Below are 13373 nucleotides of genomic sequence, written 5' to 3'. Positions count from 1 at the left end.
AGTTGCCGGCGCGCCCCAAGAATCACTGATAGGAAACCAGCGTTGCACCATTTTCATGGCTGAAATCTGGCTTCACGCCAAGCATGGAAGCCGCACGTCGGATGATGTTTGCAGCCATGATGCCCGCGTTCGAGGCGGCCGTACCACCCATGCCGGGCTTTTCCGGCTTCGGTTCGTCGGCGATCGTAAGCACTATGTATTGCGGATCGTCCATCGGAAAAGCCGCAACGAAGGCATTGAAATTCTTTTCCTTCGAGTAACGGCCGTTGACAACCTTCTCCGCCGTTCCCGTCTTGCCGCCCACCCGGTATCCTGGCACCCGTGCATTGCGGCCGGATCCCTTTTCGGCATTGAGGGCATAGAGATAGCGCATGCCCTCGACCGTCTTGTCGCTGACCACTTTCTTGGCCACCGCCATCGCCTGCTCCTGCGTGCGCGGCAGGAAGGTCGGGTCCATCAGATAGCCGCCATTCATCAGCGCGGCGCAGCCGACCGCTGTCTGCAGCGGCGTCGTCGACACACCGTGGCCGAAGGCGATGGTGATCGAATTGACCTGCTTCCAGACCTTGGGCTCGGTCGGCCGAGCCACTTCCGGCAGTTCGGTCTGCATCTTCTCGAGGATTCCCAGGCGATGCAGGAATTCGCGGTGTCCGTCGATGCCAACCGCTTCGGCTTCCTTGGCAGAGCCGATATTGGAGGAGTAGATGAACACTTCCGGCACCGACAGTACCCGGCCCTTGCCATGGAAATCATGGATGGTTTGATGGCCGATCCTGATCGGGCGCGACGCGTCGAAGCGGCTTTGCAGCGTTATCTTGCCGGAATCGAGCGCCATAGCGGTGGTGAAGCTCTTGAAGGTCGACCCCATTTCATAGAGGCCGGCCGACATACGGTTGAGCCTGTCCTTGTCCTGCGCGTTATAGGGGTTGTTCGGATCGAAATCCGGAACCGACGCCATCGCCAGCACCTCGCCGGTCTTGACGTTGAGCACGACGGCGCCCGCCGCGATCGCGTGGTACTTTTCCATACCGGTGGCGACCTCATCGCGCACGATATGCTGGACGCGCAGGTCGATCGAGAGCTGCACCGGCTTCAAATCCTTGGCCACCGCCAGACCCGACGCCTGAAGGTCGCTCAAGCCTTGTTCGTCGATGTATTTCTCCATGCCGGAGATGCCCTGATTGTCGATGTTGGTGAGGCCGACAATGTAGGACGAGGTTTCGCCGGCCGGATAGAACCGGCGCTTTTCGGTGCGAAAGCCGAATCCGGGGATGCCGAGTTGCATGATGTCGGCCTGCTGCTTCGGCGTCAGTTGCCGCTGCAGCCAGACGAACCCGGCGCCGCTCTTCAGCTTGTTGTATGTCTGCTCGTAGTCGATCTCGGGAAGCACCGTCGACAGCTTTTCGATCGCCTCGTCGGCATCGACGATGCGGCGCGGTTCGGCAAACAGCGACGCGGTCTTGATGTCGGTCGCCAGCACTTCGCCGTTACGGTCGACGATGTCGGGTCGCGATGCCGTCACCCGGCTCTGCGGGCCGCCCGACAGGTCGGGATTCTGGAAACCCAGATAGACCAGCCGCCCGGCAATGGTCGAATAGATGCCGAAGAACACTGCCATCGTCATGACGATGCGGGTCCTGCCCTTGCCACCGGTCGCCTTGCGGGCACCTTCGACCACGATTGATCCGCCTGCACCGGGCTTCGAACCGCGCTTCAGCAGCCTGCCAATCTTTGGAAATCTGGCAGCCATTGGAAATCCGGTGATCATTGGACGACGCCTCCGGTCACCACGGGATCCTTGCCGCCGATATCGGCCATGCCGCCCAGCCGCTGCGATGAAAGGTCCTCGATATTGACGGGTTTCGCCGGCAGATCGTCCAGCCCGACGATCTGCCGCGCATTGACCGGCTCGAGTCCGAGTTGCGATTTGTAGATTTCGGTGAGCTTCTGCAGGCGCGACGGCTGGGTAAGCAGGCTCCAGTCCGCCTTGAGCAGGTCGATCGTGTCCTCCTCATAACGGATCTGCGCCTGGATCTTGTGCACTGCCGCCAGTTGCTCCTCGGCCTCGCGCTTGGTCTTGTAGGTCAGGGCGGCCGCCGAAACCATCACGGCGATCAGGACTATGTCGCTGGTACGAAACACGTGCTCACCTCTCTCCCGGTCGATCGGCGCCGGGAAGCTTTGGGCCAGGCAGTTTTGGCAGGCCGAAAATCGAAAAATCGCCGGCGCGCGCCGGCGCCTCTGTACGGATCGCAGCGCGCAGCCTTGCCGAGCGCGCCCGCGGATTTGCCGTTATCTCGGCATCGCCAGGCGTTACGCCGCCGCCCTTCTTGGTGAAGGTGGCGGTGCGCGCCTGCGCCTCGGGCAGGTGCCGCGATCCGGTCGCTGAATCGGCTCTGTCGGCGATGAAGCGCTTGACGATGCGGTCCTCCAGGGAATGGAAGGTCACCACGACAAGCCGCCCGCCCGGTTTCAGCACGCGCTCTGCGGCAAACAGTGCCTTGGCCAGTTCACCGAGTTCGTCATTGACGAAGATGCGCAGCGCCTGGAAAACGCGGGTGGCCGGATGGATCTTGTCCTTTGGCGCGCGACCGATATGCGTCTCGATGGCATCGGCAAGATCGAGCGTGCGCTGGAAGGGGCGTTTTTCGCGACGGCTCTCGATCATGCGGGCGATGCGCCCGGCATGGCGTTCCTCGCCGAGAAAACCGAAGATGCGGGCAAGATCGCCCACCTTGAAGGTGTTCACGACGTCGGCGGCGCTCAGGCCCGCCTGCGCCATGCGCATGTCGAGCGGCCCATCGGCCCGGAACGAAAAGCCGCGCTCCGGCTGGTCGATCTGCATGGAGGAGATGCCGATGTCGAGCACGACGCCATCGGCACTTTCAACCTGTTCGTCGAGCGTCGAGAACGGTGCCTGGACAAGCCTGAGCTTGCCGCCGGACTGCTGTTCAAGGGCCCGCCCCGCCGCGATCGCATCCGGATCGCGGTCGATGGCGACGACCGAGGCTCCGCTTGCCAGAATGGCCTTCGTGTAGCCGCCGGCACCGAACGTGCCGTCGACGATCACCTCGCCTTTTGTCGGCGCCAGCGCCTCCAGAACTTCGGCAAGGAGGACCGGAATGTGACGGGCTGGTCCGCCAACGGCATGAACTTCATCGCCGTCGCCCGCCATCATTCCGGCCGCTCCTCGGGCTTCGTCCCCTGCCGAAGCTGCAAAAGCCGGGCGCGTGCTTCCGTCCCATAGGCGCTGAGCCGTCCCGGCTCCCAGATCTGAAAGAAATTGCCGCGGCCAACGAAGGCCACTTCCGCTGAAATGCCGGTATGCTCGCGAATGAAATCGCTCATCGTGATACGGCCGTCCTGGTCGAGCTTCAGAAACGTTCCATCGCCATGGCAGAAGAACGACATGTCGTCCGCCGTCTGCAGGAACGGGTCTTCCTGGGCGATGCGCTGCTCGTAGCGATCGAGCAGGTCGAGCCCACCGACATCCATCGCCGGGCGATCCAGGCAGCGTAGCGCATAAAGTTCCGAATAGCCGCGTTTCTGCACAACGGCACGGAAATGCGCCGGCACGGACACCCGTCCCTTCGCATCGATCCTGTTCACCGCGTTCGACAGAAACCGGTCCATTACGCGTTACGGCCGCTTGCGCCGCCGCACCCCTCTGCATCTTCCTGTCCGCGCCGCCCCGGCCCGGTCGACGTCCAAAACCCGCTTCGTTGTGACGGGCGAACGCAGGCAAACGCGCAGCCGCCGCGGCTGCCCGATTGGCGTACGCTTCACCCTGACACGGAACGAAGGCTCGAGTATCGGAATGGGATATCATGGGGTGTTATGGGCGTCAACGGGAACAGTTTTCAAAACGCGCCTGCCACGACTGGGGAGAGCAGCTTTGACGGCACTCCCGTCTTTATCCTCTATTAAGCCTAACGAAGCGTTTAGAGCCGTGTGGCCCAACCGGAGCCGACTTGCTGCGGATCGCTGCCGCGCATAGCCTCGGCATCCCTTTTCCGGTCAGTAACGAGGTTGAAACCATGTCCGAAACAGCCAAGTCACGCGCCGCGGCACTTCCCCATCTGCGCCGCGGCGGGCTGGCCAAGGGCGACCCGATCCCCTTGCCCCTGACGATGGCCGCCATCTTTCATGCGCCCGGCGACGCCACCGGCTTCGATCAATATGGCCGCTTCAGCAATCCAACCTGGGATGCGGTCGAGCACATGCTGGCGCATCTGGAAGACGCCCCATGCGTCGCCTTTCCCTCGGGGATGGCTGCCATCTCGGCAGTATTTTTAGGCCTGCTCAAAGCCGGCGACCGTATCCTGCTGCCGTCCGACGGCTATCACACGACGAGAGCGCTGGCAGAGCGCTTCCTGAAGTCCTTCGGCGTCGCTTATGATGTCCGGCCGACGTCGAGCTTCCTCGACGGCGGCTTCGACGGATACCGGCTTGCCTTCGTCGAAACGCCCGCCAACCCGGGACTGGATATATGCGACATCGCAGCCGTCGCCGAAGCCGTGCACAAAGCGGGTGCGGGGCTTGTGGTCGACAACACGACGATGACGCCTTTCGGCCAGCGCCCGCTCGATCTCGGCGCAGACATCGTCATTGCCGCCGACACCAAGGCACCAAACGGCCATTCCGATGTGCTGTTCGGCCATGTCGCCAGCCGCGACGCGGACATTATCTCGAGGGTGACCGACTGGCGCGAGACGTCGGGCGCCATCCCCGGGCCGTTCGAGGCATGGCTGGTGCATCGCGGCCTCGAAACGCTGGACGTGCGCTTCGACCGCATGTGCGCTTCCGCCGAAATGATAGCGCGACGACTGAAAAACCATCGCGCGATCAGCGGCTTGCGCTTTCCGGGACTGGAGAGCGATCCATCGCACAATCTTGCCCGCGCCCAGATGGAGCGCTTCGGTTTTCTCATCTCCTTCGTGCTCGCCTCGGAGGACAAGGCCGAGGATTTCATCAACAACTGCGCCTTGATGCAGGCAGCGACTTCGTTCGGCGGCGTACACACTTCGGCCGAACGGCGATCAAAAAGGGGAGATGCCGTTCCCCCCGGCTTCGTTCGCCTGTCGATCGGCTGCGAGCCGGTGGAAGAGCTTTGGCAGGCGATCGAGGCGTCGCTGGACGCAATCGGTGGCTGAATCGGCAATCACGAACTTAGATCGTCGGCGTCGATCTTGCGCCGGCCGTGCAGCACGCGAATGATTTCGATCGCCTCTTCGCGGACACGATACAAGGTGAGGTATTCGCCGACGATCAGGTGACGGATTCCGGTTGCGATGTCTTCGCGCGGGGCACCTGAGAAGGGATAAGTGGCCACTTGCTGCCAGCGGGCTTCGATCCGATCGAGCAATCGATCGGCTGCAGCCTCGTTGTCTTGCGCAACATGAAGCCAGATCGCGATCAAATCCTCTTCCGCATTTGCGGTTCGGATGATGGGCAGCAAATTCATGCCGCGCTGTCGGGTTTCAATCGTCTCCGCGCTTCGGCCTTTATTTCGTCGATCGACGCAAACCGTCCCGGCCCGCTGTCGATCCCTTCCTGCACCAGCTTGCGCAATTCCTCGACCGTGTAGCCGAGCAGGTCGCGCCGGTCCTTCCATTGCCGCAGCGCGTCGCGGATCACCTCGCTCGCCGAGGCATATTCGCCGGCGGCGACCACGTCGTCGACCACCGCCGCCAATTCCGGCGACAGCGTGATGCTGCGTTTATCGACCTGTCCCATGACGCGCTCCTGAATACCGTCATCCAAATGGTACGATTTAATCGCACCATTTTCAAGGAATGCCGCGCTTAATTGCGGGTCGAAAACTGAACCAACGGCTGCGCCCGAAGACGCAACCTGCTGATATCAGGAGATTTCCTTTTATCGGGGAAAACTGCCAGCTGGCCTGTAAGCCGGGTTCTGTATGGCCCTCGCCGCTTACACGGCGAGAACGTGGCGGCCATTCATCTTGGGCGCATGTTGCCATACGCCTCACGCAACCTACCCGGACGGTGAGCCGGAAACAGCCCTCGAGGGTTTCCCCTCGCACCGCCCCTATTCGGTCTTGCTCCCGGTGGGGTTTACCGTGCCGCTCCTGTTGCCAGTCGCGCGGTGGGCTCTTACCCCACCCTTTCACCCTTGCCACGATTGGATCGTGGCGGTTTGCTTTCTGTGGCACTTTCCCTGGGGTCGCCCCCGCCGGCCATTAACCGGCACCGTGTCTCCATGGAGCCCGGACTTTCCTCACCCGCAGCCTTTCGGCTTCGCGGGTGCGGCCGCCCGGCCAGCTGGCAAGGCGTATAAAGGGGTTCAGGCCCGAAAACGCAAACGAAAAAGCAAGTTGTCGCTTGTCAGGCGGGCGCTCCAAGTGCAGCCAGTTGGACCTTGACCTTGCCGCAATAGGCTGCGGACACCGGGTTCATCCGTGTGGCGGCATGGCCGGCATTGTATTTCAGGATCGTGCCGCAGGTCGTGCCGCCGCCGAGATCCCGCGCCATGGCGAGGTACTTCATGCCGTATTTGATGTTGGTATCTGGATCATAGAGGCCCTGAACCGAACCGCTATAGCCCATCATCCGCGCCGTCGCCGGCTTGATCTGCATCAGGCCGATCTCGCCGGCGCTGCCGACCTGGTTCGGTTGGTAGTTGCTTTCGATCTTGATGACGGCGTTGGCGAGCGACACCGGGACGCCATAGCTGGCGGCATAACGCGCAATGATCGCCGAATACTGTCCGCTGGCGCCGACTACCACCGCCTGAGGCGCTGGCCTGCTCTTCGGAGCGACTGACGCCGTTGCCATGTGGTCGATGCTTTTGCGGTTACGCTTCACATAGTGTTTTGAGATTGTCTTTCTTGCAGCGGTTGGCTTTTTCGCAGGGGCCGGCTTTTTCGTCCTTACCGCGGTTGCTTGTTCCACTTTTGCGGTGGCGGTCTTCTCTACTTTTGCACCACGGGTGGCTTTCGGCACGGCGGTTTTGCCGGCTGCGGCACTGAAGCCCTGATCGGCCCGCTGGCTCAGCGGTGCGCTGTTTGCCGCACTGAAGGCAAAAGTCATTACGCCGGCAGCAATGGCTGCCGTTAAAACGGTCAATTTCTGCATGTGATCCTGTTCTGTTTGATCTGCACAAAGAACTTCGCGCAGATACCCTCAATCAACATCGGAACATTTGGGGGATAGACGTCCGACAATCTGTACGGATCGCCTTTGACGACGGAATTGGCGCCAAAGAAGGCGACGCAAGTTACTTTGAGTAACAGATTGTAATTTTTAAGCTGGCAAAAGATTATTTGAGAGAGGCTATCCTTACGGAAGCGAGCAGCCTTTCCAGCGTGCGGATCGTCGATCCATCAGCCATGCCATCGACCAGGCGCTGCCGGAAATGCCGCTGAAATGCCTCTACCACGATTTCGGTCTGCCGATCGAAGGCGCCGGTGATCTCGACGCCATAACCATAGAGCGCCAGCATCGACTGCAGCGCCTCTACCTCGGCGCCGGTATCGCCTGGCTTCAGCACGGCGCCGCGCCGGATCGGTGCTGCCGGCACAACATGGCCGATACCGACGGCAAACAAGGCCTTCCATGGAAATTTCTCGCCTGGATCGACCTTGCGCCCCGGTGCCACGTCGGAATGGGCAAGCACCCGCTGCGCCGGAATGGAATGGCGCTCGATGATGCCGGCGCACAGGCCGATCACCGCACCGATCTGCGGTTTTGCAAAGTTGCGATAGCCGAGCGTATGCCCCGGATTGACGATCTCGATGCCGATCGAACAGGAGTTGATGTCGCTCTGTCCGAACCACGAGCTCTTGCCGGCATGCCAGGCGCGGTCGCTTTCCCTTACCATCTGAACAATGCGGCCGTCCTCATGGACCAGGTAGTGCGACGAGACCTCGCTTGCCGGATCGCACAACCATGCCTCGGCACCGGCGCCGGTAGCCATGCCGGTGTAGTGCAGCACGATCATATCGGGTCCGAGCGTCCCGCGCCGTGGTCCGAAATTCGGCGATACCCTGACCTCGGCGCTCGGCTCATCGGGCGGAAAGCCGCTCATGCGTGCCGCAGGCCTCGCTCGATCATTTCATAGGCCGCGTTGATCGCCGCCAGCCTGGTCGTCGCGATCTTGATGAATTCCTGCGGCAGGCCGCGTGCGATCAGCCGGTCCGGATGATTGTCGGAGACCAGCTTGCGGTAGCGCCTGCGGACCTCCTCGAACGGCTTCCCGCGCTCGATGCCGAGCACAACATAGGGATCGGCGGCACCCAGATCGACATGCCGGGCCAGGATGCTCTGGTAATGCGCCTCATCGATGCGGAATATCTCGGCGATGCGATGCAGGAATTCGCCCTCGCGCTCATGCACCAGCCCGTCGGCCTTGGCGATGTGGAACAGCCCGTCGAGTATATCCTCGAGCATCAGGCAGTTCGAATGGCCCGAACCGCAAAGCTGCGCCATCCGCTCGGCATAGGTCTCGAAACCGGCAATGTCGCGTTTGGCCAAATCGTAGAGCCGCGCCACATTGCGCCTCTGTTCCTTCGGCACCTCGAATATTTCCTGGAAGGCGCGCACCTCGTCTTGCGTGACGATGCCGTCTGCCTTGGCCATCTTGGCCGACAGGGCGATCATCGCCACCGAGAAGGCGACGCGCCGGCGCAGATCGGCATCGCCGGAGAAAACCGTGCGCACGGCCTCGACCACTTCGGCGACGCCTGACGACGCTGAAGATGAAACGCGTGTGACGAAGTCGCCAAGGCGGTCCCAAATCGACATGGGGGCTTCATAGGACCAACCACCCATCGCTATCAAGCCAAGACAGTGCCGCAGGGGCTGGCCCAATCGATTTGGCGCAATGCCTGAGGCGGCTGGCGCCAGCGCTCACGTCGTCGCACTCGGCCGCCAGGCGCTGGTATCGTAAGCAGCAGAAAGGCCGGCCTGTGAGGCCAGCCTTTCCTTGGCTGTCACATTGACTACTGAGCCGGAGCAGCCGGCGCAGGCGCAGGTGCCGGAGCCGGCTCGGCAGGCTTGTTGGCGTCAGGAGCAGCCGGCTTCATCGTCTGGTCGGATGCCGGCGGGTTGGTGCTCTGCGTCGTGGTGTTGTCGGTGCCGCTGTTGCTGCAGGCGGCAAGGCCAAGCAACGCAAGCGCCGACACCGACGCAAGAATGAGTTTCTTCATGATATCTCTCCTCTAATCACGCCTCCGTTACCGCCGGCGGTCGAGGACACAATGCGTAAGCTGCGCATGAGTTTCGTAACGTTGCATTTCTGCCTGTAACATATTCCAATCACTTGACGATTGCCGGTCAGGGCCTCGCGAGCTAACAGATCGAACAGGGAAAAATCCCGGGAGCGCCGCTGTGACTGCAAAATGGGATTTCTGGATCGACCGCGGCGGCACCTTCACCGATGTCATCGGCCGTGACCCGCAAGGCGCGCTGCACCCGCGCAAGCTGCTGTCCGAGAATCCCGAAGCCTATGCCGACGCTGCCATCCAGGGCATTCGCGATTTGCTCGGCGTCCAACCCGGCGCTCCAATCCCCTCCGCTCTGATCGGCGATGTCAAGATGGGCACCACGGTTGCCACCAATGCGCTTCTCGAGCGCAAGGGCGACCGTGTGCTGCTGCTCATCACCAAAGGCTTCCGCGATGCGCTGAGGATTGCCTATCAGGCCAGGCCAGATATCTTTGCCAAGCAGATCATCCTTCCCGAACAGCTCTATGAGCGCGTCGTCGAGATCGACGAAAGGGTTCGCGCCGACGGCAGTGTCGAGCGCCTGCTCGACATTGCTTCGGTACGCCCGGCTATTGAGCAAGCCAAGGCGGACGGCATCGATGCGGTCGCGATCGTCTTCATGCATGCCTGGAAACATCCCGATCACGAAAAGGCAGTTGCGAAGGTCTGCAGAAAACTCGGATTTTCGCAGGTCTCGGTCAGTCACGAGGTCTCGCCGCTGATCAAGCTGGTCGGCCGCGGCGACACCACCGTGGTCGACGCCTACCTGTCGCCGATCCTGGCTAGGTATGTGCAAAGAGTGGCAAAGGAACTGGGCGTCCTCTCCCCCCTTGAGGGGGAGATGTCGGCGGAGCCGACAGAGGGGGTCGTTGCGGCAGTGCTCGACGCCCCTGTGGTGCCTTCTGACAGGACCCCCTCTGGCCGCTTTGCGGCCATCTCCCCCTCAAGGGGGGAGAGTAGGTCGAACCCAGTCGAGCCGACCCCACCCGGCGGCTTCGCCGCCACCCTCCCCTCAAGGGGGAGGGAAAGCCCTCGCCTCATGTTCATGATGTCGTCGGGCGGCCTCACCGCCGCCGACATGTTCCAGGGCAAGGATGCGCTGCTGTCCGGCCCGGCCGGCGGCGTCGTCGGCATGGTCGAGACGGCAAAACTCGCCGGTTTCGGCAAGGTCATAGGCTTCGACATGGGCGGCACCTCCACCGATGTCGCCCATTACGATGGCGACTACGAGCGCGCCTTCGACACCGAGGTCGCCGGCGTGCGCATCCGCGCGCCGATGATGCGCATCCACACCGTCGCTGCAGGCGGCGGCTCGATCCTGCATTACGAGGCCGGCCGCTTTCGCGCCGGGCCGGATTCGGCCGGCGCCAATCCCGGCCCGGCCGCCTATAGGCGCGGCGGCCCGTTGGCCGTCACTGACGCCAATGTCATGCTGGGCAAGCTGCGGCCCGAGTTCTTCCCGGCTATTTTTGGACCGGGCCAGGACGAACCGCTCGACGTCCAGATGGTTCGCGAAAAATTCGCGGCCCTTGCCGCCGAGATCGGCGACGGCCGCTCCCCGGAAACCATCGCCGAAGGGTTCATCACTATCGCCGTCGAAAACATGGCCAACGCCATCAAGAAGATTTCGGTGCAGCGCGGCTACGATGTCACCGAATACCTCCTGAACTGCTTCGGCGGCGCCGGCGGCCAGCACGCTTGCCTGGTCGCCGATGCGCTCGGCATGGAGGCGGTGCTGATCCATCCCTTCTCAGGCCTGCTCTCGGCATACGGCATCGGCCTATCCTCTGTATTTGCGTCACGCCAGCAGGCGCTGCTGAAGCCGCTGGCGGACAATTCCGGGCCAGCGATCGATGAACTCATCGCAACGCTGCGCAAAGCCGTCATCGACGAACTCGCCGCGCAAGGCATCAGCGAAGACGCGGTCGTCTCGAGACCGGTGCTGCAGATCCGCTACGACGGCACCGATACCGCGCTGCCTGTGAACTTCGGGCACGGCTCGATTGCGCAGGCCAAGGCGGACTTCGAATCGGCGCACAAGGCACAGTTCGGTTTCGTCTATGACGACAAGCCGATGATCGTTGAGTCGATCGGCGTCGAAGGTACCGATACCGGCGGCACCGGCCGCGACGAAAGCGATTCAGTTGTTGAATACATGGCCGCAAATCCTTCCGGGAACCGGAAAATCTTTGTCGACGGCGTCTGGCGCGACGCCGGCATTTTCCCTCGCGAAACGCTGAAGCCTGGTAACAAGATCGCCGGCCCCGCTTTGATCATCGAGCCTAACCAGACCATCGTCGTCGAGCCGGGCTGGCAGGCCGAGATCACCGCCAAGAACCACGTATTGATGCGGCGCGTCGAGAAGAAGCGCCGACACGCCGCACTCGGCACCGAAGCCGATCCGGTGATGCTGGAGGTTTTCAACAACCTGTTCATGTCGATCGCCGAGCAGATGGGCGTGACGCTGCAGAACACCGCCTATTCGGTCAATATCAAGGAGCGCCTCGACTTCTCCTGTGCCGTTTTCGACCGGAATGGCGCGCTGGTCGCCAACGCGCCGCATATGCCGGTGCATCTCGGCTCGATGGACCGCTCGGTGGAAACCATCATCCGGCTCAACTCCGGCGACATCCGTCCCGGCGACGTCTTTGCGCTGAACGCGCCTTACAATGGCGGCACCCATCTGCCTGATATCACAGTGGTGACGCCGGTGTTTTCCCTCCCCCTTGAGGGGAGGGTGGCCGCGAAGCGGCCGGGTGGGGTCCTCGCAGAAGGCACCACAAGTGCGGCGAGATCTGCCGCAACGACCCCCGCCGGCGGCTGGGCCGCCACCTCCCCCACAAGGGGGGAGATCGGCCAATCGCCGAAGATCCTCTTCTACGTCGCCTCGCGTGGCCATCATGCCGACATCGGCGGCACCGCGCCCGGCTCGATGACGCCGCTTGCCACAACCGTCGACGAGGAAGGCGTGCTGTTTGACAATTTCCGCATCGTCGATCGCGGCCGGTTCCGCGAGAAGGACCTGGAGACGCTGCTCACCGACCACCCCTACCCGGCGCGCAATCCGCACCAGAACATCGCCGACCTCAAGGCGCAGATCGCCGCGAACGAAAAGGGCGTCGCCGAGCTGCGCAAGATGGTCGCCCATTTCGGCCTCGATGTGGTCGAAGCCTATATGGGCCATGTCCAGGACAATGCCGCCGAAAGCGTGCGCCGCGTTCTGGAGCGGCTGCCCGACAGTTCCGAATACGAATACCCGACCGACACCGGCCAAATGATCAAGGTGAAGATATCGGTCGACCGGCGGAAGCGCGAAGCGACCGTCGACTTCACCGGAACGTCGCCGGTGATGAAGAACAATTTCAATGCGCCAGAGCCGGTCGCCCGAGCCGCTGTGCTTTATGCCTTCCGCGTCATGGTCGAAGACAACATCCCTATGAATGCCGGATGTCTGCGGCCGATCAACATCATCATTCCCGACGGCTCGATGCTGAAACCCGCCTATCCCGCGGCAGTCGTCGCCGGTAATGTCGAGACCTCGCAACACGTCACCAACGCGCTATTCGGCGCCATGGGCGCGATGGCCAATGCGCAGGGCACGATGAACAATCTCACCTTCGGCAACAAGCAGTACCAGTATTACGAGACGATCTGCTCGGGCTCGCCGGCCGGCCGGATGAACGACGGCCGCGGTTTTGCCGGCACCTCCGGCGTCCACACCCATATGACCAATTCGCGCCTGACCGATCCGGAAGTGCTGGAACTGCGTTTCCCGGTATTGCTGGAGGATTTTCATATCCGCGAAGGCTCCGGCGGCGAAGGCAAATGGAATGCCGGCGACGGCACCAGGCGCACTATCCGCTTCCTCGAAAAAATGGAATGCGCGATCCTGTCCTCGCATCGCAACCGCCCGCCGCGGGGACTGGACGGAGGCGGCGATGGCGAGGCCGGTTCGACCAAGGTCCGCCGCAAGACCGGCGCGATCGAGACGCTGAAAGCCTGCGATCAGACCATCCTCGACGCTGGCGAGGCGGTCATCGTGACGACGCCGACCCCAGGTGGATTTGGCAAGGCCTGAACTCGCGTCAACAGGCTGTCACCGGCCTGTCATCACCCTGCGCTACCCGCTTGCGGCAACGCAAACGGG

At 62.4% G+C, this 13373-nt stretch carries 12 protein-coding genes and 1 other RNA gene; 2 read left to right on the top strand and 11 right to left on the bottom strand.

What is annotated here, in order from left to right; translation table 11 throughout:
- Positions 1–22 precede the first annotated feature (22 nt).
- From NKI72_RS18760 to mraZ, 4 genes are read right to left on the bottom strand one after another with little or no spacing between them, the layout of a single operon-like run.
- Entirely contained in the window at positions 23–1750 is a 1728-nt protein-coding gene (locus tag NKI72_RS18760) for a peptidoglycan D,D-transpeptidase FtsI family protein (protein ID WP_352471555.1), read from the bottom strand.
- 14 nt (positions 1751–1764) lie between these two features.
- On the bottom strand, positions 1765–2142 hold the full coding sequence (gene ftsL, locus NKI72_RS18755) for a cell division protein FtsL (RefSeq protein ID WP_352501064.1): 378 nt from the start codon (positions 2140–2142) through the stop codon (positions 1765–1767).
- A 4-nt stretch (positions 2143–2146) separates the two neighbouring features.
- Complete coding sequence (gene rsmH, locus NKI72_RS18750) at positions 2147–3178, bottom strand: 16S rRNA (cytosine(1402)-N(4))-methyltransferase RsmH (RefSeq protein ID WP_352501065.1); 1032 nt, start codon at positions 3176–3178, stop codon at positions 2147–2149.
- Positions 3175–3633, bottom strand: a complete 459-nt coding sequence (gene mraZ, locus NKI72_RS18745) for a division/cell wall cluster transcriptional repressor MraZ (protein WP_352456172.1) — start codon at positions 3631–3633, stop codon at positions 3175–3177. Before mraZ ends, rsmH begins: the two co-directional genes overlap by 4 nt.
- A 404-nt stretch (positions 3634–4037) precedes the next feature.
- Between mraZ and NKI72_RS18740 the strand changes: the two genes are divergently transcribed.
- The gene (locus NKI72_RS18740; protein WP_352831211.1) at positions 4038–5153 is read left to right on the top strand and encodes a cystathionine gamma-lyase; all 1116 of its coding nucleotides are present in this window, start codon (positions 4038–4040) and stop codon (positions 5151–5153) included.
- Positions 5154–5161: 8 nt separating this feature from the next.
- On the opposite strand, the gene NKI72_RS18735 is transcribed toward NKI72_RS18740, so the two are convergent.
- The 7 genes from NKI72_RS18735 to NKI72_RS18705 all read right to left on the bottom strand — a co-directional run bounded on the left by NKI72_RS18735 (position 5162) and on the right by NKI72_RS18705 (position 9169).
- Complete coding sequence (locus tag NKI72_RS18735; RefSeq protein WP_352831213.1) at positions 5162–5464, bottom strand: type II toxin-antitoxin system RelE/ParE family toxin; 303 nt, start codon at positions 5462–5464, stop codon at positions 5162–5164.
- A complete protein-coding gene (locus NKI72_RS18730) occupies positions 5461–5736 on the bottom strand; it encodes a type II toxin-antitoxin system ParD family antitoxin (RefSeq protein ID WP_352831214.1) in 276 nt (91 codons plus the stop codon). Before NKI72_RS18730 ends, NKI72_RS18735 begins: the two co-directional genes overlap by 4 nt.
- Positions 5737–5889: 153 nt before the next feature.
- Positions 5890–6288: RNase P RNA component class A (gene rnpB / locus NKI72_RS18725), an RNA gene on the bottom strand.
- A 59-nt stretch (positions 6289–6347) separates the two neighbouring features.
- On the bottom strand, positions 6348–7097 hold the full coding sequence (locus tag NKI72_RS18720) for a lytic transglycosylase domain-containing protein (RefSeq protein ID WP_352471549.1): 750 nt from the start codon (positions 7095–7097) through the stop codon (positions 6348–6350).
- A 184-nt stretch (positions 7098–7281) separates the two neighbouring features.
- A complete protein-coding gene (locus NKI72_RS18715; protein ID WP_352471548.1) occupies positions 7282–8049 on the bottom strand; it encodes an N-acetylmuramoyl-L-alanine amidase in 768 nt (255 codons plus the stop codon).
- A complete protein-coding gene (locus NKI72_RS18710; RefSeq protein WP_352471547.1) occupies positions 8046–8765 on the bottom strand; it encodes a TerB family tellurite resistance protein in 720 nt (239 codons plus the stop codon). The genes NKI72_RS18715 and NKI72_RS18710 overlap by 4 nt, the downstream gene beginning before the upstream one ends.
- A 197-nt stretch (positions 8766–8962) precedes the next feature.
- Complete coding sequence (locus NKI72_RS18705; protein WP_023676780.1) at positions 8963–9169, bottom strand: hypothetical protein; 207 nt, start codon at positions 9167–9169, stop codon at positions 8963–8965.
- Positions 9170–9350: 181 nt separating this feature from the next.
- On the opposite strand from NKI72_RS18705, the gene NKI72_RS18700 reads away from it, so the two are divergent.
- The gene (locus NKI72_RS18700) at positions 9351–13304 is read left to right on the top strand and encodes a hydantoinase B/oxoprolinase family protein (RefSeq protein WP_352850492.1); all 3954 of its coding nucleotides are present in this window, start codon (positions 9351–9353) and stop codon (positions 13302–13304) included.
- Positions 13305–13373 lie beyond the last annotated feature (69 nt).

Source organism: Mesorhizobium sp. M0437, from assembly GCF_040321335.1.
Classification (GTDB): Bacteria; Pseudomonadota; Alphaproteobacteria; order Rhizobiales; family Rhizobiaceae; genus Mesorhizobium.
The sequence above is the reverse complement of the archived record's forward strand: the minus strand, read 5'-3'. Positions and strand labels throughout refer to the sequence as shown.